The following is a 25,954-nucleotide window of genomic DNA, read 5'->3' on the forward strand; positions in this document are numbered from 1 at the left end:
CCGGGAGCCCACCCCCGACCCCTCCCGGAAGGGCCCCATCAAAGTATTACTTTGATGGGAACCCGCCTCGGGAGGGGAGCTATTAGCTGAGGCTTACTCCGCCGCGATCTGGATGCCGTCGCTGTCGAAGCCAGGCTCCGACTGCTTCAGGTCCACATTCAGGCCGAGCGAGCGCATTTCCTTGACGAGCACGTTGAAGCTCTCCGGGATGCCGGCCTCGAACGTGTCGTCGCCCTTGACGATCGCCTCGTAGACCTTGGTGCGGCCGACCACGTCATCGGACTTCACCGTCAGCATTTCCTGCAAGGTATACGCCGCGCCATAGGCCTGGAGTGCCCAGACCTCCATCTCGCCGAAGCGCTGCCCACCGAACTGCGCCTTACCACCCAGCGGCTGCTGCGTGACCAGCGAGTACGGCCCGATCGACCGTGCGTGGATCTTGTCGTCGACCAGATGGTGGAGCTTCAGCATGTAGATGTAGCCTACCGTCACCTTGCGATCGAACTGATCGCCGGTGCGGCCGTCGAACAGGTCCGACTGACCAGACGTGTCGAGGCCCGCCAGCGCCAGCATCGCCGAGACGTCGGCTTCGCGGGCACCATCGAACACCGGCGTTGCCATCGGCACGCCACCCTTCAGGTTCTTGGCCAGCTCGACGATCTCGTCACCCGAACGGGCGTCGATCTCGGCGTGATACTGCTCGCCGTACACCGTCTTGAGGCGATCGCGGACCGCCTCCGGCATCGCACCCGGCTTGGCGTCCGGGTTCTCTTCGCGCCACGTTTCGAGAGCCGCGGTGATCGACTGACCCAGGCCACGTGCGGCCCAGCCCAGATGCGTCTCGAAGATCTGACCGACGTTCATGCGCGACGGCACGCCCAGCGGGTTGAGGACGATATCGACCGGCGTACCGTCGGCGAGGAACGGCATGTCCTCCGCCGGCAGGATGCGGCTGATGACGCCCTTGTTGCCGTGACGGCCGGCCATCTTGTCGCCCGGCTGCAGCTTGCGCTTCACCGCGACGAACACCTTGACCATCTTCAGCACGCCCGGCGACAGCTCGTCACCACGCTCCAGCTTCTCGCGACGATCGTGGAACTTGTCCGTGATCAGCTTGGCCGCATCGTCATACTGGATCTTGACCGCTTCCAGATCGCTCTGGACCTTGTCGTCGGCGACCGCGAACTTCCACCACTCGTGGCGGTCGACGCTGTCGAGCAGATCCATGTCGATCACGACGCCCTTCTTGACGCCCTTCGGCGCCGAGGTGGCGGTCTGGTCGAGCAGCATCTCGCGAAGACGCGACCAGGTCGCACGGTTCAGGATCGAACGCTCGTCGTCCGAATCCTTCTTCAGGCGCTCGATCTCCTCGCGCTCGATCGCCATCGCGCGCTCGTCCTTGTCGATGCCGTGACGGTTGAAGACGCGAACGTCGACGACCGTACCCGACACGCCCGGCGGCAGGCGAAGCGACGTATCGCGCACGTCGCTGGCCTTCTCGCCGAAGATCGCACGGAGAAGCTTCTCCTCCGGCGTCATCGGCGATTCGCCCTTCGGCGTGATCTTGCCGGCGAGAATATCGCCCGGCTCGACCTCTGCACCGATGTAGACGATGCCCGCTTCGTCGAGGTTGCGAAGCGCTTCCTCGCCGACGTTCGGGATGTCGCGCGTGATGTCCTCAGGCCCAAGCTTCGTATCGCGAGCCATCACCTCGAACTCGTCGATATGGATCGACGTAAACACGTCGTCCTTCACGATCCGCTCGGAGATCAGGATCGAATCCTCGTAGTTGTAGCCGTTCCACGGCATGAACGCGACGAGGCTGTTGCGACCCAGCGCCAGCTCGCCGAACTCGGTCGACGGGCCGTCGGCGAGCACGTCGCCTGCACGAACCGCGTCGCCCACCTTCACCAGCGGACGCTGGTTGATGCAGGTCGACTGGTTCGAACGCTGGAACTTCATCAGCGTGTAGATGTCGACGCCCGACTTGCCGGCATCGATCTCGCCGGTGGCCCGGATCACGATACGCGCCGCGTCGACCTGGTCGACGATGCCCGCACGCTTGGCCGAGATCGCTGCACCAGAGTCGCGCGCAACCGTCTCTTCCATGCCGGTGCCGACGAACGGCGCCTCGGCCTGGACGAGCGGCACGGCCTGACGCTGCATGTTCGAGCCCATCAGCGCGCGGTTGGCGTCATCGTTTTCCAGGAACGGAATGAGCGATGCGGCGACCGAGACGAGCTGCTTGGGGCTGACGTCCATCAACGTGATGTTGTCGGGCAGCGCCATCAGGAATTCGCCAGCCTGACGCGACGACACCAGCTCCTCGTTGAAGCGGCCGTCTTCGGTCAGCTCGGCGTTGGCCTGCGCGATCGTGTGCTTGGCCTCTTCCATCGCCGACAGGTAGACGACGTCGTCGGTCACCTTGTGGTCGATGACCTTGCGATACGGTGTCTCGATGAAGCCGTACTTGTTAACCCGCGAGAAGCTGGCGAGCGAGTTGATCAGGCCGATGTTCGGGCCTTCCGGCGTCTCGATCGGGCAGATGCGGCCGTAATGCGTCGGATGAACGTCGCGGACTTCGAAGCCGGCGCGCTCACGCGTCAGACCACCTGGTCCAAGTGCCGACACGCGACGCTTGTGGGTGACTTCCGACAGCGGGTTGGTCTGATCCATGAACTGCGACAGCTGCGACGAGCCGAAGAATTCGCGGACCGCGGCAACCGCAGGCTTCGCGTTGATCAGGTCGTTCGGCATGACGGTCGAGACGTCGACCGACGACATGCGCTCCTTCACGGCGCGCTCCATGCGGAGCAGGCCGACGCGGTACTGGTTCTCGAGCAGCTCGCCGACCGAACGGACACGACGGTTACCGAGGTTGTCGATATCGTCGATTTCGCCCTTGCCGTCCTTCAGGTTCACGAGCGTCTTGATGACCTCGAGAATGTCCTCGGTACGCAGCGTCGTCACGGTATCCTCGACGTCGAGGTCGAGGCGCATGTTGAGCTTCACGCGGCCGACGGCCGACAGGTCGTAGCGATCGGGATCGAAGAACAGACCCGAGAACAGCGACTCCGCCGTCTCGAGCGTCGGCGGCTCGCCGGGACGCATCACGCGGTAGATGTCGGACAGCGCCTGCTCGCGCTCTTCGGCCTTGTCAACCTTGAGCGTGTTGCGGATCCATGGACCCGTCGCGACGTGATCGATGTCGAGCAGGTCGAGACGCTCGATACCTGCCTGGTCGAGCAGTTCGAGGTTCTCGGCGGTCACTTCGTCACCGGCTTCGATGTAGATGCGGCCGGTCGACTCGTCGATCAGGTCGTATGCCGAATAGCGGCCGAAGATTTCCTCGGTCGGGATCAGCAGGTCGGTGAGGCCGTCCTTGAACGCCTTGTTCGCAGCACGCGGGCTGATCTTCTGGCCGTTCGGAAACACGACTTCGCCGGTCTTCGCATCGACGATGTCGAACATCGGCTTCTGGCCACGCCAGTTCTCGACCTGGAACGGAACGATCCAGCCACCCTGGCCGCGGACGAACGTCACGCGGTTGTAGAAATAGTTGAGGATCTCTTCCGACGTCATGCCGAGCGCGTAAAGCAGCGCGGTGACCGGCAGCTTGCGCTTGCGATCGATGCGGACGTTGACGATGTCCTTGGCGTCGAACTCGAAATCGAGCCACGAACCGCGATACGGTATCACGCGGGCCGCAAACAGATATTTGCCCGATGCGTGGGTCTTGCCGCGATCGTGATCGAACAGGACGCCCGGCGAACGGTGCATCTGGCTGACGATGACGCGCTCGGTGCCGTTGATGAAGAACGTGCCGTTCTCGGTCATGAGCGGCATGTCGCCCATGTACACGTCCTGCTCCTTGATATCGATGACCGACTTGGCCTCGGTATCGGGATCGACCTCGAATGCGGTCAAACGCAGCGTGACGCGCATCGGCGCGGCGTAGGTGATCCCGCGCTGGCGGCATTCCTCGACGTCGAACTTCGGCGGCTCAAGGACGTAATCGTCGAAATCGAGATAGGCGGTGCCGGCGAAATCCTGGATCGGGAACACGCTGCGCAGCGTCTTCTCGAGACCGGAAACGTGGCCGATCGACTTGTCGGAGCGCAGGAACTGCTCGTAGCTCTCGCGCTGGACTTCGATCAGGTTCGGCATCTGCACGACTTCGTGGATGTTGCCGAAGACCTTGCGGATGCGGCGCTTTGCCGTGCCGCCTTCGCCGCGCTGCTTTGCAGCGCCCTCGTTGATCGCCTTGGAAGCCATAGGTTTTGTTTCGCCCTATAAAAACTGACGGGTCAGTCGTAATTTCGTGCCTGGGAACCCCCAGGCGGGGCGCACGTTAACGCAAAAAGGCCGCGCGCATCAGGTGCGGCGGCTTCCAGCGTATGAACCTCGGTATCCAATACGATCGACACGCTGCGCGACGGCATGTCATTTCCCGGATGCTGTGGTGAAAGGCGGATATAGGGGCGGCGTGTCGTCATGTCAAAGGGTCGTGACGCCAAAGGAGCAACGCAAACGGTCGTTCCGACACGGTCCCGCCGTTCGAAATACTATAGCTACTAGGCGGTCGGCAACGCTAACTGCATCCGTGACAATGTGTAGCGCGTATTTACGACACTACCGGGTGACATTCGCAGGGGAGTAGCGGCGTCATGGACGAGAAGATCGCAGTGCGGACAGTATCAGACCAGGATCGTGCGAACTGGGCGCGCCTGATCGACGATCACGAAAAGATCGCGGGGCAGTGTGTCGAACTCGTCATTCTGGCGCGGCAGTCGAAAGCGCAGAGCGCGATGGCGTCGCGCAAACTGATCGAGCTGGCGGTGACCGTCGCCGATCATCTCGGCGTCGAGGATGAGGTTATCGATCGGACCGTCGTGGCGATGGAGGCGCATTGCTCGGCCGACACGATCGCGATGATGGAGGAGGATCTCGATATTCTCCGTTCGGACTGGAAGGCCTTTATCGGCCGCTGGTTGCCGACGATCTCGCCGAAAGACTGGGCGGTGTTCGGTGTGCAGGCGGAGTCGATGCTGGACCGGCTGTCGCAGCAGGTGAAACTGGAGACCGAGTTGCTGTACGATCATGCGCTGCGCGACGGCGTGGTGCGTCCGGGTGGTCTGGTGCTGCACTGAGTGCAGGTGGGGCCAATCGTTATCTATCAGGTAGAACGACCAGACAGCACCACCCCGGCGAAGGCCGGGGCCCAATTGGTGAGGCGGTAGCAACGGAGCGCCGCCCTATATCACTGGCGTCTCCCAATTGGGCCCCGGCCTTCGCCGGGGTGGTGTCGCGATTGGGGAGATAGTCGACGTTTCGCTAGCGCCGCTTCTTCTTCGTCGGCACGGCAACCGGCGGAACGACCGGAACCGGCGGCTGAGCCGTCACCCTGATCACCAACGGTACCACAGCCGGATCCGCCGGATACAACCGCCGGGCCCGCGCGAACACGAACCGCGCCTTTGCCGCCCCAGGCGCACTCCCGCTCGCCCCGACCCAGCGCCAGTGCCAGGGCTCCCACTTCACGTTCTGCTTGTTGCCGCCGGGAAAGCTCTGCTCGAACCCGAACCGGGGCGCGTTCAGCCGCAGCCAGCGGGCGGCGGGGGTGGCGGCCATGCACGCTTCCGCATCCGGACACCCGTTCGCGGGGCGCACCGCGAAGTCCAGCGCATAGCCGGTCGAATGTTCGCTATACCCCGGCGGTGCGACCGAGATCGCGCGGTCGGCGGCGCTGGTCGTCTCGCCGCGGCAAAAGACGCTGCGCTGGCGGGCGATCGACCGCTGGCACGACAGGGCGCGGAGCTGGCCCATTACCGAAGGATCGCCTTGTGCGGCCGCGAACAGCCGCAGCAGATCGGGCAACATGTCGGCGCGAACCACGCAGGGATTGCCCACCGAATAGTCCGACGGCAGCGTGACGAGCTCGGTTTCGGGGGCGTCGCCATAGGGCAGATGCCCGAAGGCGCGACCGTCGGGCGCGGTCGCCGCGCTCTGTCCATCGCACAATTGTGCCGCCGCGACGGTCGGGGCGAAGAGGAGCGCGAGGGCCAGCATGCGGTGCAACATCGACGCTGGCTCTGGCACGCAGGCGCTAATGATGGCAAGGGCGGCGCCATGCATGGTGAACGCGTACTCTTCCTCGACGGCGAGGCCCTGGTGATCGACAAGCCCGCAGGGCTGCCGGTCGATCCGCCCCGCGACGGCTCGCTGAGCCTCGAAAATCATCTCGAAAGCCTGAAGTTCGGCTTCCAGCGCTGGCCGAAGGCGGTGCACCGGCTCGACCGCGACACGAGCGGCTGCCTCTTGTTGTCGCGCAACCCCAAGGCGCATGCCCGGTTGCAGCAGGCGTTCGAGCAGGGCCTCGTCTCGAAACGCTACGTCGCGCTGCTCGACGGTGAGGTTAACGGTGAATCGGGCCTAATCGAAATGGCGCTCGGTAAGGTCAGCACGGCGGAGACCGGCTGGCGGATAGTCGAGGATCCGGACGGCAAGAAGTCGCGTACCAAATGGCGCGTGCTGGAGATCAGGGATGGGCGCTCGCTGGTCGAGTTCCTGCCCGAGACCGGGCGCACGCATCAGATCCGCGTGCATGCGGCCAGTGGCCTCGGTGCGCCGGTGGTTGGCGACGGCGTTTACGGCAAGGCGGATGGGCTGGGCATGATGCTGCATGCGCAACGCCTGATCGTGCCGCGCGCGGGCAAGCCCGATGTGCTCGCCGAAGCGCCGCTCCCCGAGCGGTTCGCCAAGGCGGGTTTCGCGGATGAGGCTGCTGCGGCGGTTTCCGACACGCCGGAGCTGTCGAGCGCGACTGGCAACGGCATGACGGGTAGCGGCGCTACGCCGGACTCCGTCGACGACTGATCGGGCCGAGGGCAGGGGCTGATGGTCGCGATCCCGATTACCCGATCGATTTCGATCGACGACAGCGAACTGATCGAGAGCACTACGCGATCGGGCGGTCCTGGTGGTCAGCACGTCAATACCACTGACAGCGCGGTGATACTGCGGTTCGACGTAGGGCTGTCGCCAGGGCTGCCGCTGGCGGTGAAGAACCGCATCGCGGTACTGGCCGGATCGCGCCTCACCCGCAATGGCGTGCTGGTACTGCGCAGCGAGGGATCGCGGTCGCAGCTGCTCAATCGACAGGAGGTCCGCGAGCGGCTTTTCGCGCTGATCAAGGACGCGACGATCGTGCCGAAAACCCGTCGTCCGACCAAGCCGTCCAAGTCGGCGAAGGCGCGGCGGGTGGATACGAAGAAGGTGCGGAGCAGCGTGAAGGCGGGCCGGGGGAAGGTGCGCGACGATTGAGCGACGGATCCGCCCTTCGCTTTTGTCCGTTACCCCAGCAATAGTCGGGGTATCCTTGAGGAACGATCAACGGGCGCCAACATGAAGGCCCCAGCTTTCGCTGGCGTGACGGAATTTGATCGTGGGGCGAGCGTTTCGATGTTGCTCGATCGCACGCTGCCGACCAAGGAAGACCATATGTACCAGTTCGATATTACCGCCGGCACCAAGGCCGATCTCTATCGCGACTTGCTCGCCGCGCTCGATGCGCTGACCGCGGACGAGCGCGATCCGATCGCGAACATGGCGAACGCGGCGGCGCTGGTGTGGGAATATCTGCCCGATCTCAATTGGGCGGGGTTCTACCGGCTGGTGCCCAAAGATCAGGGGGACGAACTCGTGCTCGGACCGTTCCAGGGCAAGGTGGCCTGCATCCGTATCCCCGTCGGCAAGGGGGTCTGTGGAGCTGCGGCGGCGACGCTGACGACGCAACTGGTCGAGGACGTGCACGCGTTTCCAGGGCATATCGCCTGCGATGCGGCCAGCCGGTCGGAACTGGTTGTGCCGGTGATCAAGGACGGCAAGCTGATCGCGGTGCTCGACCTCGACAGCCCGGAGCCGGCGCGGTTCGACAAGGAGGATGCGGCAGGGTGCGAGGCGTTGGCCGCCTTGCTCGGCCAGCGGCTCGGTTAGGACGGATTATGACGCCCCGTTTCGGGACGGCCCGTTGTCTGGCGGCACCGCCGCGTACTTGGTAAGCAACGCATCGAGATATCTGGCGTTTGCGCTGGATCGGGTGGCAAACCAGGGAGACGGACATGCGGAGGCTTTTGATCGCGAGCGCGGGGCTCGTGCTGGCAAGCGCGCCGGCAGCGGCGCAGCGGCCAACCCCCGGCGCGAACTATGCCGCGCCCGGCGCCGCCATGCAGGCGCCGATGTCACGCCCGAACCGCCCCGGTCCGATCGCAGCGCGAAACGCCATCGTACAGGCTCCGACCCGAACAGGTCCTGCGCCGCGTGCATCACGCTGGGGCAGCAAGATCGGCGGTCGCTGGTGGGGTGGTGCGAACGCCCCGGGGGGCTGGGCCGGGTATCGCCGCCCGTACCGCGGTTGGGCCGTGCCGAGCTATTGGAATACGCCCCGCTTCTACGTCAGCGACTGGTCGAACTATGGCCTCGCACAACCGACCCGGGGCTATCGATGGGCGCGCTATTACGATGACGCGGTGCTGATCGACTCGCGCGGATCGGTCTACGATACGGCAAGCGACATTGACTGGGATCGCGCCGACGGCGGCGGCTACATCGCGGCCAACCCCCGCGATTACGCCCGCAACGATTCGGTCTATTCCGGTCCGAGCGAGCGCGGGTACGCCCCGCCCCCCTACACGGATCGTCCGGCACCGCGTCGTGACACCGGTCTGGGCGGTGCGGCGATCGGCGCAGTGGCCGGCGGTGTCGCGGGCAACGTCATCGGCGGTCGTGGCAATCGGCTTGGTGGGACGTTGATCGGTGCGGGTGTCGGCGCAGCGGCCGGCTATGCGATCGACAAGACCGAGGATCGCGGCCGGCGGGCATCACCGCCGCCGGGCACAGGTTACGGTGGGGGATACGGTGCGGGCTACGCTCCGCCGCCCGCATACGCATCGGATTACGCTCCACCGGCTTATGCCAGCGACTACCCCCCGCCACCGTCCCCCTATGATGACGGATACCGGCAACCGCGTAGCTACACCGTTGCACCGGGTGGCACATGGACGTCGGCGGACGGCGCAACGACCGTCACGACGAGCGATGGCGGGTATTCGAACGGTTCGACGACCGTGGTGGTACAGTCGGCGCCGGTGACCACGACCACGACGACCACGACCGAATATTACGACACCGTGCCCTATCCCCGCAGGAAGGCCCGGCGGCGGCGGTGAGGTGCCAACCGCTTAGCCGAGCATGCCGACATAGCTCTGTGGCGGCTGGGGGAGCAGGACGCGAGCCACGACGCCGCTGCCGACGACCAGTACGAACGCGCTAGCGCCGACGAGCAATATCCTCAGCGGCGGCGGCCGATCGGCGAGCAGGACGGTCGCCAGCGCCGTCGCGATCATCGGCCACAGGTGATAGCGCAGATCCGACGCGATGCTCAGGACCGCGAAGCTTGCTTCGAGCGCAAGCGCTGACACGAGCAGCGCGGTGGCGAAGTCGCGAACCGGATCGCGCGGGCGCGACAAGCTTGCGGCAAGCGCCGTGATCGCCACGACGATCCAGGCGATCGGCCAGCCCAGCGGGGTCTCGACGGCAACGGCGGTGAGTGCCTCCCACGCGCGGGCTGAGGCACCGGGGTCGGCCAGGCCTAGCGTGTTCGGCTCGGACGCGGCAGGCGGCGCTGCGCTCGGCCAATGGAACGGGACCGACCAGCGGTCGGTCGAGTTCAGGTGCGCGAGGCGGTGGCCCGCATAGGCGATCGGATGATGCAGCGCCGCCGACGCCAACGTGACGTAGAGCGTCGACGTAGGCAGATCGCGGAGCCGGGCCATCGTCGTTCCGCAATGCGCATCGTCGCCGAGCGGATCCCAGAAGAATGGTTTGGCGCAACGCCGGGCGACCACGGTGGCCGCCTCCGAGTGGGTAAGGCCGGTGGTGGCGCTGTCCGGTGCCCGCGCGGCTATGCCTGCGAGGTCGAAGAGTGCTTGTGTCGACTCGACCCCGCTGGACTGCGCGCGGAGCAATTGGTGGTTCACGACCGGCGCGACGCCGAGCACGAGGGCCACGCCGGCAAGCGCGGTAACGAGCTTCGCTAGCGGGTGCGTCGGGCGCGGCGCGAGGGTCACGAGCAGGGGGACGACGATGAACACGGCGTTGGCGCGGACCAGCACAGCGTAGGTGATCAGCAGCGTGACGGGTATCCACATCGCGCCGGGCAATGGGCGCCGCGCAAACCGCCACCAGCCGATGATGCCGACCGCGGCGAGCAACGCGCCGGTAAGTTGCGCGTCCTTGAGGACGACGCCCTGCCAGCCGAGGAACGGTGGAAGCAGGCCGATCACAAGAATCGCCGCGGCGCTGCGACCGCGTCCGATGCGGGCCAAGGCTGCGGCGATCAGCCCGAGCCCAAACCAATAGGTGACAAGTTGCAGGATCAGCATCGGCCTCGCCCCGGGCCCGAGCGGTGCGAGCAGCGCCCAGACGCGCGCCATCGCCGGTGGGTGCCAGTCGTCATATATCCCGGACAAGACCTGCTGGTATTGCGTCACGGTGTCGTACATCGCGGTGCCCGGCCAGAAGATCGCGAGCGAGGCGATACACAGCGCTATCGCGGCAAAGGCGACGTGGCGCTGCGTGAGGCGGGAGACAGGTTCGATCGACATTCGCGGTTCCCGCACCGGTGGCTTGTACGCCGCGATGCCCCAAAGGACTCGCAGATGTCTCGGTCTTTTGAAGGGTCGCGAGCGAGGGTCAAGCCCGATAGGACCGGAACGGGATATTTTGCCCGAGGCAGCGGACGGCTCGGGTGTCGGAACGGTCGACCGGCCGTGTTCAAATCGGTGTCGGACCACCGCCCCCGATATCGAGGAGCATCGCTCTGAAGCCGCGTTCGGTCGGCTCAGGATGACGGGGGAGATGGGCGCACGATTGGGCGGAAATTCAGCGCTAAGGAAAAAGGCGGAATACGTCGCCTGACCTCAACCGTCCGGCTTACTCCTCTCCCGTCTGTACAACGGGAGAGGAGTAAGAATCAGTAGTGGATCGACCGGCCGTATGCGCCGAGCACGCTCTCATGCATCATCTCGCTGAGCGTCGGGTGCGCAAACACCGTTTCCATCAGTTCGGCTTCGGTCGTCTCGAGCTGGCGTGCCACCACATAGCCCTGGATCAGCTCGGTGACTTCCGCTCCGACCATGTGCGCGCCGAGCAGTTCGCCGGTCTTCGCGTCGAACACCGTCTTCACGAAGCCCTCCGCCTCGCCAAGCGCGATCGCCTTGCCGTTGCCGATGAAGGGGAATTTGCCGACCTTCAGCTCGTAACCGGCTTCCTTCGCCTTCGCCTCGGTCATGCCGACGCTCGCGACCTGCGGGCGCGAATAGGTGCAGCCGGGGATGTTGGCCTTGTCCATCTGGTGCGGCGAACCGCCGGCGATCTTCTCGACTGCGATGATACCCTCGTGGCTGGCCTTGTGCGCGAGCCACGGCGCGCCGGTGACGTCGCCGATCGCCCAGATGCCGTCGACGTTGGTGCGGCCATAGCCGTCGGTTTTGATATGCCCGCGGTCGGTCTCGACGCCGAGCGCCTCCAGCCCGATATTCTCGGTGTTGGGGACGATGCCGATCGCGATGATAGCGTGGCTGAAGGTCTCTTCGGAAACCTTGCCGTCCTTCGCCTTGATCTTGGCGGTCACGCCGTTGGCCGATGGGGAGAGGCCCTCCAGACCGGTCTGGGTCAGCAGCTTGATGCCCTGCTTCGACAGCGCCTTGTCCATGAACGCGGAGACTTCCTCGTCCTCGACGGGGAGGATGCGCGGGAGCATCTCGACGATCGTTACGTCGGCGCCCATGTCGTTGTAGAAGCTGGCGAACTCGACGCCGATCGCGCCCGAACCGATGACGAGCAGCTTGGTTGGCATCTCAGTCGGGACCATCGCGTGGCGGTAGGTCCAGATCCGTTCGCCATCGGCCTTCGCGAACGGCAGGTCACGGGCGCGGGCGCCGGTCGCGACGATGATGTTCTTGGCTTCGAGTTCGACGGTCTTGTCGCCCTGCTTGACGCTGAGCTTGCCCTTTGCGGTAACAGTGCCGACGCCCTCGACGACGGTCACCTTGTTCTTCTTCATCAGGCCCTTGACGCCCGCGTTTAACTGGCCCGCGACCTTGCGCGAGCGGTCGACTACCTTGGCGAGGTCGAAACCGACATTGTCCGCCTTCAGGCCGTAGCTCTCGGCGTTCTGCATGTAGTGGTAGATTTCGGACGTGCGCAGCAGCGCCTTGGTCGGGATGCAGCCCCAGTTGAGGCAGATGCCGCCCAAGCGCTCACGCTCGACGATCGCGACCTTCAGGCCGAGTTGCGACGCGCGGATCGCGGCGACGTAACCGCCGGGACCCGAGCCGAGGATGACGAGATCATAGGTATCGGCCACGGTAGAATCCTTTGGATCAGTTGGTTTCGAGCGGCACGGGCCGCGGTTTGCGATCGTCGCCGACCGCCACGAAGATGAAGCGCGCCTGCGTCACTTTGCAGCTGTCGTTGCTGTGGCGCGCGCGACGCCAGGCCTCGACCTCGATCGTCATCGAGGTACGGCCGACGCTGACGAGGTCGGCGTAGACCGACACTTCGTCGCCGACGACGACCGGCATGTGGAATTTCATCGCGTCCGCCGCGATGGTGACGGCACGGCCGCCGCTACGCCTGGAGGCGGCCGAACCGGCGGCAAGATCCATCTGGCCCATCAGCCAGCCACCGAAGATGTCGCCGTACGGGTTGGCGTCGGCGGGCATTGCCGTCACGCGGATCGTCGGCGCTTTGTTGGGGGGCAGTTCGGTCACGCTTTACTCCTGCGGGTCTGGCTACCGTTCCGGACATCGAGACGGCGAGCGCGGAGCAGTGGCCCAACGCCCATCGCTACCGTCGCCACCATCGCTGCCGCACCGCACGACCAGATCACATCCTGTCCGAGCGGGTAGGACCATGCCGCCGCCCAGGTCATCGCCACCGCCGCCACGAGTCCTGCAACGATGTGCAGGATCTCGATGGTGGTGCCCGAAAGCGACCTGAACGACGATACCAGGCCCATCTCAGGCGAGCATTCCCAGCGGGTTCTCGACGAGGTGCTTGAACGCCTTCATGAACTGGGCGCCGTCGGCACCGTCGATCGCGCGGTGATCGAAGCTGCCGGTTGCCGACATCACGGTCGCGACGGTCAGTTCGTCGCCGACGACGTACGGACGCTTCTCGCCCGCGCCGACCGCCAGGATCATCGCCTGCGGTGGGTTGATGACCGCGTCGAACTGCGTGATGCCGAACATGCCCATGTTGCTGATCGAGGCGGTGCCGCCCTGATATTCTTCCGGCTTCAGCTTGCCGTCGCGGGCGCGTGCGGCGAGGTCCTTCATCTGCATCGAGATCGACGACAGCGATGCGGTATCGGCACCGACGATGATCGGCGTGATCAGACCCGAGGGCGTGCTGACCGCGACGGAGATGTCGGCGCGCTGGAAGGTGATCAGCTGGTCCGGCGTGAACATGACGTTGCAGGTCGGGACCTGCATGAGCGCCACGGCCTGCGCCTTGATCAGCAGGTCGTTGACCGACAGCTTCACGCCGCGCGCCTCGAGGCTCTTGTTCAGTTCGCCGCGCAGCTTGAGCAGTGCGTCGAGGCGGATGTTCACGGTGAGGTAGATGTGCGGAACGGTCTGCTTCGACTCGGTCAGGCGACGCGCGATCGTCTTCCGGACGTTGCTGAGCTTCGTCGCCTCGTGCGGGATATCCGGCACGATCGCGGGCTTCGCGGCGGGAGCGGGGGCAGCAGCGGAAGCGGTCGGAGCGGCCGCTTCGGTCTTTGCAGCAGCCGCAGCGCCCGGCTTCGCACTGTCGACGTCCGCCTTGACGATGCGACCCTTGGGACCGGAACCCGAGACGGAGCCGAGATCGATGCCCTTGTCTGCAGCGAGGCGGCGCGCGAGCGGGCTTGCCTTCACGCGGTCACCGCTGGCGGCGGGCTTGGCCGCACCGGCATCGTCGGGACGGCCGTGATCCTCGGCCGATGCCTCGGTTCGCGCGACCGGCTTGGCCTCGCTGCCGGTGGCGTTCGGATCCTTGGGATCGGGCTTGGCTTCCGATTCCTTGGCGGCTGGCTCGGGAGTCTCGCTCTTGGTGGGAGCGGACGACACGGACGACGCGTCCTCGCCCTCTTCGGCGATAATCGCGATTACGGTGCCGACCTTCACGTTGTCGGTACCTTCGGCGACGAGGATCTTGACCACCGTGCCTTCGTCGACGGCTTCGAATTCCATCGTCGCCTTGTCGGTTTCGATCTCGGCCATCAGGTCGCCGGATTTCACGACGTCGCCCTCCTTTATCAACCATTTGGCGAGGGTTCCCTCCTCCATGGTCGGGGACAGGGCAGGCATCTTGATCTCGATCGACATGGATTTCCCCAAGGCGTGACGTAACGGCATGCCTACTCGCGCCCTCGTCCGCTCGGGTCAACCCCGTCGGCACAAGTGCGTGGTCTTGCGCAGCGTCCGGCTTCGGGCCACCTACGTCCGATAACGGGGGCGACAATGCGCATTTATCTGGTGGTTATCGACGACAGTCCGGAAGCGGGCATCGCCCTGCGCTTCGCCGCGCGTCGCGCCGTGAAGACGGGCGGCGGCGTCGAGATCCTCACCGTGATCCCGCCGCAAGAGTTCATCGCGTTCGGCGGCGTCCAGGCGACGATCGAGGAAGAGGCGCGGCTGCATGCCGAGGGGCTCGTCGCCGGCGCGGCGGGGACCCTGCTGGAGGAATCCGGTTTGCGTCCGTCGATTACCGTTCGGGAAGGTGAAAGCCCGAAGATCATCCGGGAGATGATCGCGGCGAACCCGGATATTGCGGCGTTGGTGCTGGGCGCGGCGGCGATCGGTGCCCCTGGCGAACTCATCGCGCATTTCGCCGGCACCGACGCAGGGGCTTTGCCGGTGCCGGTCATGATCATCCCGGGATCGCTGACGCGCGAGGCGATCGACCGGCTGAGTTGAGCGCGTGGGATGTTGTTCTGGTGCCGCGCATAGGCGGCGGGTAGTCACGCGACAGGTTCCGGCAGCCTTTGGTCCAGCAGGCGTTCGACCCGATCGATTCCGGTCTGGGTGAGTTGCAGCGCATCGATGCCGGGAAGCACCGGCTCGAGGAGGGTCTTCGATTGCAGTACGCGCAACCAGCGCGAGATCGTCGCCGACGATAGCGATAGATGGTCGGAGATCATCGCCGTCGAGGCGATCCGTCCCTCGGCTTCGGCGACATAGGTCTGCAGCAGAATCGTCCATGCATGATCGGCGAAAAGATCGGCCCCGAGAAGCTCGTCGCGCGCCCGCACGATCTCGATCAGGTCCCGGGCGCGACGCCACAGTCGATGCGGCGCCATTTCATGGCCAGTCATGTCGTCGACCGTCGACAATGTGCCTACGAGTTGACCGCCATCACTTCCTGCAAGCCGCGAAACCTGAACTTCCATCGTGATGATGTCGCCCTTGCCGCCGATATAGCGCTTCCGGATACGGGTCGATTGTCCGTTCGGCCGCAATGCGGCGATCTTGGTCAAGTTGAGCGCGAGATCATCGGGGTGGGTGATGGAGGTATATGAAATGCCGATGAGTTGGTCACGATGACGCTGCAGCATCGTCGCGACCGGTTCATCGATCGCGAGAATAACACCGTCCGCGCTCGAGATAGAATGCCCGACAACCACCGACTGCTCCTACAAGTCAAACATATGTTTAGCATGAAGTATGAAAAAAATCTCATACTTCGATTAGGTTGCCGCCAAATACCTTTTGTAAGGATGCGACAAGGCTGTCGACCGTACTGGAATACTGGAAGATCAGCGAACGCTGGAAACGTCGCATTTATGACTTGAGCCGGGAGACCGATCGCGTCACGGTTCGCGGATGCCCATCCTCGTCGTACCCCTGCTTCTGGCAGCCGCCTCGCCGTCCTCACCACCCGTCCGGTTGCCTGCGCCGTCGACGACGCGATTGAAGGCCGACGTCACGACGATGGTCGATTTCGGTACGCGTCATACGGCGTCCACCACCACCGATCCTCGGCGTGGCATCGGTGCGGCGCGGACCTGGGCGGCGCAACGCTTTACCCAGATCGGCGCATCCTGTGGCGGGTGTATCGTTGTCGACCGGATCGCGCGGACGTTCACGGGGCCGCGGGCACCGACGGGTGTCGTGGTCGAGGATGTGCTCGGTATCCAGAAGGGCCGCGATCCCAATCGCGTCGTGATCGTCGGCGCGCATATCGACAGTCGGGTGACCGACGTGATGAACGTGACGTCCGATGCGCCCGGTGCCAACGACAACGCATCGGGGGTGGCGCTGGTGCTGGAGGCGGCGCGGCTGCTCTCGCAGCACAAGTTCGATGCTACGATCGTCTACGCGGTCTTTTCGGGCGAGGAGCAGGGCCTGTGGGGTGCCGAGCTGCTTGCCGACACCGCGAAGGCGCGTGGCTGGAACGTTTCGGCGATGCTCAACAACGATATCGTCGGTAACACGGTCGGGCAGGGCGGCGTGCGGGTCGCCGACAAGGTGCGGGTATTTTCCGAGGGCATACGGGCGTCCGAGGATATGGTCGCGCAACAGGGACGCCGCGCCGAGGGGGGCGAGGACGATGGCCCGAGTCGCGCTCTCGCCAAGGCGATTGACGGGATCGCCAGCGGCCTTCCCGGCGGCCTCGATGTGATGCTGGACCGGCGTCCGGATCGGTTTGGGCGCGGCGGCGATCACGAACCCTTCCTGAAGCTTGGCTATCCCGCGGTACGGTTTTCGGTCGCGGCCGAGAATTGGGATCGCCAGCATCAGGATCTGCGTACAGAAAATGGCGTCGTCTATGGCGACACGATCGACGGCATGGATTTTCCGTACCTGGCCAAAGTGACCGCGATAAACATTGCAACGATCGCTCGGATCGCCGACGCGCCAGCAGCGCCTGAGGACGTTTCGATCGCGGGCGCGCTGTCGCGCGATACGACGGTCAAATGGACCGCCGTGCCCGGCGCGGCGCGTTACCGCGTCCGGTGGCGCCGAAACGATATGCAGGGTTGGACGGACGTCCGCGACGTGACTGGTACGCAGGCGGTTCTGACGCAGGTGCCGGTCGATGACAATTTCGTCGGCGTGTCGTCCTTGTCGGCGAGTGGCGTCGAGAGCGTCGTCAGCTTTGCAGGGCGCGAACGGCGCCGGTAACAAGCGGCGATAACCAGCAGGCGGTAATCAACAGGCAGGGCCGCGGCTGCCCGATTAGGCGGCCGCCGATGTCTTCCATCCGCGGTGTGCCAGCGCGCGGGCTTCCTTGACCGGGAGCGGACGGCCGAAATAATAGCCCTGAACCTTGGTGCAGCCGAACGACTGGACCATCCGGTGCTCCGCCTCGGTCTCGACGCCTTCGGCGGTCGTTGCCATGCCAAGGCTTTCGGCAAGTGCGACGACGGCGCGGATGATCGCGATCGCCTCGCGTACGCCCTTGGCAGCATCCTGGACGAAGCTGCGGTCGATCTTGATCGACGAAAAGCGCGTCCGGCTGAGATAGCCGAGCGATGAATAGCCGGTGCCGAAATCGTCGAGGCTAAGGCGCACGCCCAGGTCGAGGACGCGCTCCAGGACCTTGGCGACGCCCAATCCCTCATGCATGAAGACGCTCTCGGTCACTTCCAGCTCGAGCCGTTCGGCAGACAGGCCGGTGCTGGCGAGTGCGCCGGTGACGGTCGTCACGAAACCGGGGTTCTGCAATTGATCGGGGGAGACGTTGACCGCGATCCGAAAGACGGACGGCCAGTGTGCCGCCTCTGCGCATGCCGTCCGCAGCACCCAGGCGCCGATATTCGCGATCAGCCGGGTTTCCTCGGCGAGCGGAATGAACTTGTCGGGCGACACGGTGCCGAATTCCGGGCTGTCCCAGCGCAGCAGTGCCTCGAACCCCAACAGGCTGCAGGTTTCGGCGTCGACGACGGGTTGGTAGACGAGATGCATCTCGCCGTTTTCGACCGCAGTACGAAGCGCGATTTCGAGAACGCGGCGTTCTTCGGCCTGGACGTGAAGCTGGGGCTCGTAGCTGCGAAAGACACCGCGGCCCGCATCCTTGGCGCGGTACAGCGCGAGATCTGCGGAGCGGATGAGCATTTCCGCGGTGCGGCCATCGCGTGGGCCGATCGCGAGACCGATGCTGGCGCCGATGTAGAGCGTATGCGCGTCGATCTCGTAGGGGAGTGACAGCGAGTCGATGATCCGCTGGGCGAGCGATCCCAGCGTGGCCTGATCACTGGCGTCGCGCACGACGACGGCGAACTCGTCACCGCCCAGCCGGCCGCAGAGTTCGTTGTCGGTCATCAACTGGCTCAGCCGTTCGGAGACGCGGCTCAGCAGGCGATCGCCGATCGGGTGACCGAGCGTGTCGTTGACCGCTTTGAACCGGTCGAGGTCGAGCATCATGAAGGCGTATCGGCCGCCCCATGTGCCCGCATCGTTGATCGTTCGGACGAGCGTTTCGTTGACCATCAGCCGGTTGGGCAGGCCGGTCAGTGTGTCGAAGCGCGCCATCCGGTTGATCTTGTCGACGGACGCGCGTTGTTCGGTGATGTCGGAGCCGACACCGCGAAACCCGCTGAACACGCCGCGCTCGTCGAAGCGCGGCGATGCCGCAATCTCCCACCAGCGGGCTTCGCCGTCGATCTGCACGGGCAAGCGGAGATCGCGAAAGCTCTCGCGCGTCTTCATCTTTTCCGCGAGCGTCCGTAAGCCGGTGGCGAAGTCACCGGTCTCCCAGGTCGGGCCGGCGAGAACCTGAAGCAGCGGCATGCCGTCGATGCTGACCGGATCGAGGCCAAGGGCGAAGGCGAAGCGCGGCGACGCGCGAATGATGCGACGCGCGGCATCGGTTTCCCACAGCCAGTCGGCACTGGTTTCCTCGAACTCCCGCAGCAACAGACTGACCGTCTCGTCGCGTTCGTCGAGCGCCATCTCGCTAGCGTGCAGCAGCATCAGCGTGCGGGCACGGCTGACGCACACCAGCATCAGCAGCAGCGTGAAGACCAACACGCCGACCGCTGCCGCGGTCGTTCCGGCGATTGCGAGCTGGATGGTGACCGCGATGCCCAGGAAGCCCAGGAAGATCAGCGTTCCCAGCGTCAGCGGCGCCATCGCGAATGCCGCGCCGGTCATCAGCGCACACAGAGTAAGCCCCAGACCGGCGGTCGTTCCGGATGGTGCATGCTGACAGAACAAGGCGGGTACGGTCGACCATGTCAACGCCAGTAGCAGTCCTTCCCAGCCGGTGTTCTGCACCTCGCGCAGGGCCGTTTGGCCGTCACCCAGCCGAGGGGAGCTGAGACGGCGGACGCCGATGCCGATCGTGACGACCAGCAGCGCGCCGACCCAGGTGGCGATCTGCCACCGCGGCGTGGTGCTATAGACCAGCAGCGCTGTGACAGTCGCGGCAACGAAATTCGCGGCAAGCATGACGAGCGTCATCCGGCGCCCGCCGCGCAATTGGGCGGCGCGGATCCGGCTCCATTCGGACGGATCGGAGCCGTCGCGCAAGCCGAGCAACAGGGGAAGCGTGACGGCGGCTCTGCGCAACGGCGAAGGGGTTTGGATACTCACGGGCCGAACCGTACCGAACTTTGGTTAGCGGAACATTGGCCCCTTGCCGTCCGGAGCACGGTTCATCCGACTCCTGGGTCCGCCCGGCGCGTCCTAGCCGATACGGACACGCCGGAGGGCCTCAATGACAGAGCTATTTAGGCTGCGATATCATACGGTTTGATATCGCCACTGAGATACAGATTGCGTGCCTTGGCGCGGCTGAGCTTGCCCGACGAGGTGCGCGGCAGGGTGCGGGGCGGAATCAGTTCGATCAGGCAGTTTATGCCGGTCACGGAGCGGACGCGCTCGCGAATCTCCTCGCGCAGGCGGAGGCGTTCCGCCTCGTCGGAACTGCGGCACTGGACCAGCACGGCGGGGGTTTCCTCACCGCCCGGGGTGGTGATCGCGAACGCGGCGATGTCACCGGCCTTGAAGCCCGGAAGCTGTTCCACCGCCCATTCGATGTCCTGCGGCCAGTGATTCTTGCCGTTGACGATGATCATGTCCTTCGCACGGCCGACGATGTAGATGTAGCCGTCGGACATGTAGCCCATGTCGCCGGTATCGAGCCAACCGTCGGACATGCACGCCTCGGTCGCGGCATCGTCGCGGAAATAGCCGACCATCACCGACTTGCCCTTGCACCAGACTTTCCCGATCGCCCGCTCGGGGAGGGGCGTGCCGTCCTCTTCGCGGATCTCGATTCTCATGTCGCGGACGGGTTTGCCGCAATTGACGATCGCGCGGTAGCGCTGGGGGCGGTCACCGCCGCGGCTGCCACCGGAAAGCTGGGTTTCCTCGACCAGTTCGACGCGGATACCTTCGCCAGGGGGCATCAGCGATACCGCGAGCGTCGCCTCGGCAAGGCCGTAGCTCGGCAGGAATGCGCTGGCCTTGAAGCCCGCATCGGCGAACGCGTCGACGAACGACTGCATCACGTCGGGGCGGATCATGTCGGCGCCATTGCCCGCCACGCGCCAGCGCGACAGGTCGAAACGGTCGCTCGCCTTGGTCTGCGACGACATGCGACGCGCGCAAATATCGTAGCCGAAGGTCGGCGAATAGCTGAGCGTCGTACCCGTGTTGCGGCTGATGAGATCGAGCCAGGCGAGCGGACGGCGCGCGAAATCCTCGGTCTTCAAATAATCGGTCGAGACCTGATTGGCGATCGGCGACAGGAAGCAACCGACCAGTCCCATGTCGTGATACCAGGGCAGCCACGAGACGCAGCGATCGGTGTCGCACACCTCCATGCCGTGGCTGTGCGCGGCCAGGTTGTTGAGCAGGGCGGCATGCGTGATGACCACGCCGTGCGGAAAGCGCGTCGATCCGCTCGAATATTGCAGATACGCGATGTCGTCGGGCTTCGCCTCGGGCAAGGCTGCAGCGGGAGCGTCGCGCGTTGCGAACTCGGACCAGTCGACGCCGACGGTGCCGGACAGGCGCGCCGCTTCGCCCGCCATCTGGGCGAGTTCGGGTGGAAAGATCAGCATCTTCGGATCGCAGCTGGCCAGCTGGACCCGAAGCTGTTCGATGTAGGATTCACGGCCGCCGAACGAGGTCGGCAGCGGCAGCGGTACGGGCCATGCGCCGGCATAGACGACGCCGAAGAACAGTGCGGCGAACTCCGGTCCGGTCTCTGCGACCAGCGCGATGCGATCGGCCGGTCCGACCCCGGCGGCGATCAGACGATCGGCCATCGCTCGCGCATCGGCGCGGAGTTGGGCATAGGGATAGGCTTGCGACAATGTACCGCGGGCGTCGTGAAAATTCAGCCCGCGGTTACCACTGGCGGCGTAATCGAGCGCTTCGCCCAGCGTACCGAAATCGGCGAACCGGCGCGGCAGGGCGTCTTCGGTCGGCGTCGCAACGATCGTCGCCGCGGTCTGGCCGCCCTTCTGAAGCGTCTCTGTCGTCATCGCAGTTCCTGTCTCTGGCGTCTTGCCCGGCATGGCGGTCGAACGCACCCCGCCTATTTCTAGTCTAGCCGTTCAACTTCGGGTGCCAGTGTGGCACAATGATGGCGTGTCCAACGATGACGACTCCGATCGCGCAACAGGGCGCCCCAAAAGCCGCGGCAAGGACGGCGGTGCCGGGCTGAAAGGCGGGCTTGGTGGCGGGCGGGGAAACTCGCGTGGCGGCGGGCGTAATGCCGAACGTGCGCCGCCCAAGCCGCTGGATGCTGCGGCGCTGGAACGCATGGCGCTTCGCTACGTCGAGCGGTTCGCGACGACGCGCGGGCGGCTGACCGATTACCTGATGCGCAAGATCCGCGAACGCGGCTGGGATGGAGGTTCCACCGAAGCGTCGGCCGAGCCCGCCGAACTGGCGCAACGGATGGCGGACCTAGGCTATGTCGACGATCGCGCCTTTGCCGAACAGCGTGCTGCGGCAATGCAGCGGCGCGGACTGGGCGCACGGCGCGTTGCGGGTGCGTTTCGTGAGGCCGGGATCGACGAGGGCGACGCGGAATCGGTCGCGCCAGCAATCGCCGATCGTGCGGTCGAATCCGCTCTCGCCTTTGCGCGGCGCAAGCGAATCGGACCTTACGGCAATGGCGACGGGGATCGGAAACTGCACGAGAAACAGCTCGCGGCGATGATGCGCGCGGGGCATCGGTTCGATCTCGCCCGCAGAATTGTCGCTGCACCGCCGTCCGATACACCCGAATTGGTTGATTTCGACTGATTGATCGCAACGGATTCGTTGCGGCTGCGACGAAGCGTGCTAGCAAGGGGCCTAGGGGTGTAACAATGCGTAACGATACGCAGCAGGATGCGGATATGACGGCGCATGCCGTATCGACGATGATTGCGGTCGCCGAGCCCAGTTCGGCGCCTGTGCTCGGCGTAGCGTCCGGGCTGACCTCGACCATTTCCGAAGTGCGAGCGATCGGCGGCGTGATAAAGTGGTTCGACGTGACGCGCGGCTTCGGCTTTGCGGTCGCGGACGACGACGCGATTGGCGATATCCTCGTGCATTTCTCCGTTCTGCAGCCGCATGGCCGCCGCAGCCTTCCCGAGGGCGCGCGGGTCGAAACGCTGTCGGTACAGCGCGGTCGCGGGCTTCAGGCGCGCGAGATCGTCTCGATCGACATGACCAACGCGGTGGAGGAGACGGTCCGCGTGCCGTCCTTTACCGACCGGGTCGATCCGATTGCGATGATCGATGCCGCCGGGCCGTTCGAGCCGGTCGTCGTCAAATGGTTCAATCGTCTCAAGGGCTATGGTTTCCTGGTACGCGGCGCTGACGGCAGTGACATCTTCGTCCATATGGAAACGCTGCGTCGTGCCGGAATCGAATCGGTCGAACCCGATCAGCCGCTGCGGGCGCGGGTCGTCGCAGGACGGAAGGGGCCGTTGGCGGTCGCCGTAGATGAGGATCTGGAATGAGGGCTCTTGCCAAGGCCGGGTTGGCCGCGGTGCTCGTTATCGGTGTTGGCGCTGGTGGGATCGCGTACATGCAGAGCAATACCAAGACCGAGAGCAGATCGGTCGTCACGCTGCCACTCACGATCAAAAGTACGAATGGCGCGCATGTGTTCGTGGTCGAGAGTGCGAAGACGGCGGACGAACAGCAACGCGGTCTGATGTACCGGACTGATCTGAAACCCGATGGCGGGATGCTGTTCTGGCCGTATCCGGTTGGCGGCGGCGCACCTCGCGATGCCAATTTCTGGATGAAGAATACGCCGAGTCCGCTCGATATTCTCTACATTCGCGCGGACGGGACGATCGCGCGGATCGCCGAGAACACCGTGCCGTTTTCCGAAGCGCCGATCCCGTCCGGCGAACCGGTCGGTGCGGTACTCGAATTGATGGGCGGTCGGTCGGCCGAACTCGGCATTGCGGAAGGCGATCGGGTGACGTGGGACAAGAACGCCCGGTGATGGCCGTCATGCCGGCTCGTGTAGCGCAAACTGTAAAGAGAACGGCGACGCGGTTCGCCACGATCTTGGTTGAAGCCGCTTCCTACTCGGGTTAAGCGCACCGGCATGGGCTTTCTTGCATCGACTTTCACGTGGTGGAACGGCGCCACCCTCGGCACCAAATTCGGCTTGCGCAGCATGGCGAAGAAGGGCGAGGACGCGCTCGGCAACGTCTATTACGAGGGCGGCAAGGATACTGCCGGCAACCCCCGCCGCTGGGTGATCTATCAGGGCGCGACCGACGCGAGCCGCGTCCCGCCCGCATGGTTCAGCTGGCTGCATCATCAGGTCGACGATGTTCCCGACCGCGCACTGCCGCCGGTGCGGGCCTGGCAGAAGCCGGCTGTGCCCAACATGACCGGTACTGCACTGGCCTATCGGCCGTCGGGTGCGCTCGAAAAGGGCGGCACGCGTGCGCAGGCTACCGGTGATTACGAAGCCTGGGCGCCTGAAGGGTGAACTTGCGCTGGCTTGCCGCGGCCGTGCTGGTCGTGGTGCTGGGCGTCGGCGGGTGGTTCGGCTATCGCGCGCTGAATACGTCCGGAACAGCAGCCGGAGTCGTTCAACAGGACCTGCCGATGGCAGGCGAGCCGGCGAACTCCTCAGTCGAGACGATCGATACCCGCGCGGCGACGATCGCGAACGGCGGGACGCCGATGGCGCAACGCGTGGCGGTACTCGGCCTTCTCAACAAACGTAACGGCGAGACGCGGGATGTCACGCTGAAGCCGGGTCAGGCGACGCGGATGGGTGACGTGGTCTTACGTCTGCGCGCCTGCGAACAGACAGCACCTTGGGAGCAGGAGCAACTGACGGGGGCGTTCGTTCAGGTGTTGGTTCGCGGAGTGGACTCCCATTGGCGCCGAACGTTTTCGGGCTGGCTCTACAAGGAGCGTCCGGCCCTGAACGCCGTGCAGCATCCGGTCTACGACGTCTGGACCAAAAGCTGCGCGATGACGTTCCCCGAGACGGGCCCCGATACCGCGCCGGTCGTTCCGACTGCGCCGGCCAGCCGGTCCAGCGCCCGGAAATCTCCTGCCGCCATACCGAGCGATGCGGGTGCCGCGCCGACGACCCCGTCCAGCGAAGCGGCGAGCAACGCGACGTAGTCCGCGCGCTCGATCTCGACTGCGCCGAGCGAGGCGAGGTGCGAGGTCTGGAACTGGCAGTCGAGCAGCGTGAAGCCACCGACGCGCAGGCGTGCGACCAGATGCGCGAGCGCGACCTTCGAGGCATCGGTCGCGCGGCTGACCATGCTCTCTCCGAAGAATGCCCGACCCAGGGCGAGCCCGTAGAGCCCGCCAACCAGCTTGCCGCCGTCCCAGCATTCGACCGAATGTGCGAAGCCCATCGCATGCAGGGTCATGAAGACGCGTTCTATGCCGGCGTTGATCCAAGTCTCGGGCCGGCCGGCGACGCTTTCGGCGCAGAGGTGGAGGACATTCTCGAACGCCGTGTCGACGGTGACCTGAAAGCGATCGGCGACGATCGTCTTGCGCAGCGATCGCGAAACCCGAAACGCGTCGAGCGGCAATACGGCACGGCGGCGCGGTTCGACCCAGTAGACGCTGGCGGCATCGCGGCTGTCGGCCACCGGAAAGACGCCTACCGAATAGGCGCCGAGGACGAGGTTGGGGTCGAGGACGTCGCTCATCGGGCAAGCCGCTGTTCGACCCGTCGCCACAAATCGGCAAACGCCCGTGCCGCAGCGGATTTCGGCTGGAAGACGCCGACCGGCGCGCGTTTCGATGCCATCGCCTCGATCCCGCTCGCCATCGGGATCACCGGCCAATCGGGGTGCCGGGCGAGCGCTTCGGCATGCAATGCGCGACGCTTGTCGACCATGACATGAACCGGCAGGAACGGAGTCCGTCCACCGAGATGGGCGACGACGGCGTCATAGGCGCGGGTCGATAAGGGCGAGGGAATGACCGGCACGACGATGAGGTCGGCGGCTCGCATGACCTGATCGGCAGTTTCGGTCAGGCCAGGTGGGCAATCCAGGACGACGCGGTCGTAACCGGCGAGGTCTGACACCAGTTTTGCCAGCCGCTTCTTCTTGTCGAGATCGTAGAAGAGCTGGTCCAGCCCACGCAACGACGCATCGGCGCCGATAAGGTCGAGATGGGGGTATGCAGTTGGCCGCGCCTGGTCGCGAACGCCGATGTCCTTGGTGAACATCGCATGCGCCTGATCGGTGGATCCGCTCCTGGTCTTGGCGCCGCTATTCAGTATCCAGGTCGCGGCGGCCTGGGGGTCGAGATCCCAGAGCAATGTTCGCCGCGCCGAAAGCGCGGCAGCACACCATGCGAGGTTTACGGCGAGCGTCGTTTTGCCGACGCCGCCCTTCAGGCTGTAGATCGCTAATGTTGCCATGCTGCACACGGTGCCGGGCCGG

At 65.1% G+C, this 25,954-nt stretch carries 23 protein-coding genes and 1 pseudogene; 12 read left to right on the forward strand and 12 right to left on the reverse strand.

Features of this window, described 5'->3' with window-relative positions; all coding sequences use genetic code 11:
- Window positions 1–93 precede the first annotated feature (93 nt).
- A complete protein-coding gene (gene rpoB / locus U1707_RS07225; RefSeq protein WP_332799408.1) occupies window positions 94–4,275 on the reverse strand; it encodes a DNA-directed RNA polymerase subunit beta in 4,182 nt (1,393 codons plus the stop codon).
- A gap of 392 nt (window positions 4,276–4,667) precedes the next feature.
- Here rpoB and U1707_RS07230 point away from each other — a divergent pair, with 392 nt between their 5' ends.
- Complete coding sequence (locus U1707_RS07230) at window positions 4,668–5,150, forward strand: hypothetical protein (protein WP_332799409.1); 483 nt, start codon at window positions 4,668–4,670, stop codon at window positions 5,148–5,150.
- 184 nt (window positions 5,151–5,334) lie between these two features.
- Here U1707_RS07230 and U1707_RS07235 read toward each other — a convergent pair whose 3' ends face one another.
- On the reverse strand, window positions 5,335–6,099 hold the full coding sequence (locus U1707_RS07235) for a M15 family metallopeptidase (RefSeq protein ID WP_332799410.1): 765 nt from the start codon (window positions 6,097–6,099) through the stop codon (window positions 5,335–5,337).
- Between the two features lie 30 nt (window positions 6,100–6,129).
- Here U1707_RS07235 and U1707_RS07240 point away from each other — a divergent pair, with 30 nt between their 5' ends.
- From U1707_RS07240 to U1707_RS07255, 4 genes are all read left to right on the forward strand, one after another.
- Window positions 6,130–6,876 (forward strand): RluA family pseudouridine synthase, encoded by a 747-nt coding sequence (locus tag U1707_RS07240; RefSeq protein ID WP_332799411.1) that lies wholly within the window; start codon window positions 6,130–6,132, stop codon window positions 6,874–6,876.
- A 21-nt stretch (window positions 6,877–6,897) separates the two neighbouring features.
- Window positions 6,898–7,323 (forward strand): alternative ribosome rescue aminoacyl-tRNA hydrolase ArfB, encoded by a 426-nt coding sequence (arfB, locus tag U1707_RS07245; RefSeq protein WP_332799412.1) that lies wholly within the window; start codon window positions 6,898–6,900, stop codon window positions 7,321–7,323.
- Window positions 7,324–7,500: 177 nt separating this feature from the next.
- A complete protein-coding gene (gene msrC, locus U1707_RS07250) occupies window positions 7,501–7,995 on the forward strand; it encodes a free L-methionine (R)-S-oxide reductase MsrC (protein WP_332799789.1) in 495 nt (164 codons plus the stop codon).
- A 125-nt stretch (window positions 7,996–8,120) separates the two neighbouring features.
- Window positions 8,121–9,227, forward strand: coding sequence for an RcnB family protein (locus U1707_RS07255; RefSeq protein WP_332799413.1), 1,107 nt, complete (start codon window positions 8,121–8,123; stop codon window positions 9,225–9,227).
- A gap of 12 nt (window positions 9,228–9,239) precedes the next feature.
- On the opposite strand, the gene U1707_RS07260 is transcribed toward U1707_RS07255, so the two are convergent.
- The 5 genes from U1707_RS07260 to U1707_RS07280 all read right to left on the reverse strand — a co-directional run bounded on the left by U1707_RS07260 (window position 9,240) and on the right by U1707_RS07280 (window position 14,435).
- Window positions 9,240–10,664 (reverse strand): hypothetical protein, encoded by a 1,425-nt coding sequence (locus tag U1707_RS07260; protein ID WP_332799414.1) that lies wholly within the window; start codon window positions 10,662–10,664, stop codon window positions 9,240–9,242.
- A gap of 368 nt (window positions 10,665–11,032) precedes the next feature.
- Window positions 11,033–12,427 carry a dihydrolipoyl dehydrogenase gene (gene lpdA / locus U1707_RS07265; RefSeq protein ID WP_332799415.1) on the reverse strand — a complete coding sequence of 465 codons (1,395 nt, stop codon included), beginning with the start codon at window positions 12,425–12,427 and terminating at the stop codon, window positions 11,033–11,035.
- Between the two features lie 16 nt (window positions 12,428–12,443).
- Window positions 12,444–12,785, reverse strand: a complete 342-nt coding sequence (locus U1707_RS07270) for an acyl-CoA thioesterase (protein WP_332799790.1) — start codon at window positions 12,783–12,785, stop codon at window positions 12,444–12,446.
- 44 nt (window positions 12,786–12,829) lie between these two features.
- Window positions 12,830–13,081: a hypothetical protein gene (locus U1707_RS07275; protein ID WP_332799416.1), complete on the reverse strand. Its 252-nt coding sequence runs from the start codon at window positions 13,079–13,081 to the stop codon at window positions 12,830–12,832.
- 1 nt (window position 13,082) lies between these two features.
- Entirely contained in the window at window positions 13,083–14,435 is a 1,353-nt protein-coding gene (locus U1707_RS07280) for a pyruvate dehydrogenase complex dihydrolipoamide acetyltransferase (protein ID WP_332799417.1), read from the reverse strand.
- Between the two features lie 135 nt (window positions 14,436–14,570).
- On the opposite strand from U1707_RS07280, the gene U1707_RS07285 reads away from it, so the two are divergent.
- A complete protein-coding gene (locus U1707_RS07285) occupies window positions 14,571–15,026 on the forward strand; it encodes a universal stress protein (RefSeq protein WP_332799418.1) in 456 nt (151 codons plus the stop codon).
- A gap of 44 nt (window positions 15,027–15,070) precedes the next feature.
- Here the strand turns inward: U1707_RS07285 and U1707_RS07290 are convergent, their stop codons facing one another.
- Window positions 15,071–15,733 carry a PAS domain-containing protein gene (locus U1707_RS07290; RefSeq protein ID WP_332799419.1) on the reverse strand — a complete coding sequence of 221 codons (663 nt, stop codon included), beginning with the start codon at window positions 15,731–15,733 and terminating at the stop codon, window positions 15,071–15,073.
- A 199-nt stretch (window positions 15,734–15,932) separates the two neighbouring features.
- Between U1707_RS07290 and U1707_RS07295 the strand changes: the two genes are divergently transcribed.
- Window positions 15,933–17,234 (forward strand): M20/M25/M40 family metallo-hydrolase, encoded by a 1,302-nt coding sequence (locus U1707_RS07295; protein WP_332799420.1) that lies wholly within the window; start codon window positions 15,933–15,935, stop codon window positions 17,232–17,234.
- A gap of 54 nt (window positions 17,235–17,288) precedes the next feature.
- Here U1707_RS07295 and U1707_RS07300 read toward each other — a convergent pair whose 3' ends face one another.
- Window positions 17,289–19,646, reverse strand: coding sequence for a putative bifunctional diguanylate cyclase/phosphodiesterase (locus U1707_RS07300; protein WP_332799421.1), 2,358 nt, complete (start codon window positions 19,644–19,646; stop codon window positions 17,289–17,291).
- Between the two features lie 137 nt (window positions 19,647–19,783).
- Window positions 19,784–21,547 (reverse strand): fatty acyl-AMP ligase, encoded by a 1,764-nt coding sequence (locus U1707_RS07305; protein ID WP_332799422.1) that lies wholly within the window; start codon window positions 21,545–21,547, stop codon window positions 19,784–19,786.
- A 106-nt stretch (window positions 21,548–21,653) separates the two neighbouring features.
- Here U1707_RS07305 and U1707_RS07310 point away from each other — a divergent pair, with 106 nt between their 5' ends.
- The 5 genes and pseudogenes from U1707_RS07310 to U1707_RS07330 all read left to right on the forward strand — a co-directional run.
- Complete coding sequence (locus U1707_RS07310; RefSeq protein WP_332799423.1) at window positions 21,654–22,316, forward strand: regulatory protein RecX; 663 nt, start codon at window positions 21,654–21,656, stop codon at window positions 22,314–22,316.
- Window positions 22,317–22,381: 65 nt separating this feature from the next.
- On the forward strand, window positions 22,382–23,020 hold the full coding sequence (locus U1707_RS07315; protein WP_332799424.1) for a cold-shock protein: 639 nt from the start codon (window positions 22,382–22,384) through the stop codon (window positions 23,018–23,020).
- On the forward strand, window positions 23,017–23,517 hold the full coding sequence (locus U1707_RS07320) for a DUF192 domain-containing protein (RefSeq protein WP_332799425.1): 501 nt from the start codon (window positions 23,017–23,019) through the stop codon (window positions 23,515–23,517). Before U1707_RS07315 ends, U1707_RS07320 begins: the two co-directional genes overlap by 4 nt.
- A gap of 105 nt (window positions 23,518–23,622) precedes the next feature.
- The gene (locus U1707_RS07325) at window positions 23,623–24,015 is read left to right on the forward strand and encodes an NADH:ubiquinone oxidoreductase subunit NDUFA12 (protein ID WP_332799426.1); all 393 of its coding nucleotides are present in this window, start codon (window positions 23,623–23,625) and stop codon (window positions 24,013–24,015) included.
- A 197-nt stretch (window positions 24,016–24,212) separates the two neighbouring features.
- A pseudogene (locus tag U1707_RS07330) lies at window positions 24,213–24,446 on the forward strand (DUF2155 domain-containing protein); the annotation flags it as partial.
- Between the two features lie 35 nt (window positions 24,447–24,481).
- On the opposite strand, the gene aat reads toward U1707_RS07330, so the two are convergent.
- Together aat and U1707_RS07340 are read right to left on the reverse strand one after the other, a co-directional pair.
- A complete protein-coding gene (gene aat, locus U1707_RS07335) occupies window positions 24,482–25,210 on the reverse strand; it encodes a leucyl/phenylalanyl-tRNA--protein transferase (RefSeq protein WP_332799427.1) in 729 nt (242 codons plus the stop codon).
- Window positions 25,207–25,932 (reverse strand): ParA family protein, encoded by a 726-nt coding sequence (locus U1707_RS07340; protein WP_332799428.1) that lies wholly within the window; start codon window positions 25,930–25,932, stop codon window positions 25,207–25,209. Before U1707_RS07340 ends, aat begins: the two co-directional genes overlap by 4 nt.
- Window positions 25,933–25,954 lie beyond the last annotated feature (22 nt).

The sequence above is a fragment of the Sphingomonas sandaracina genome (assembly GCF_036663695.1).
Lineage (GTDB): Bacteria > Pseudomonadota > Alphaproteobacteria > Sphingomonadales > Sphingomonadaceae > Sphingomonas.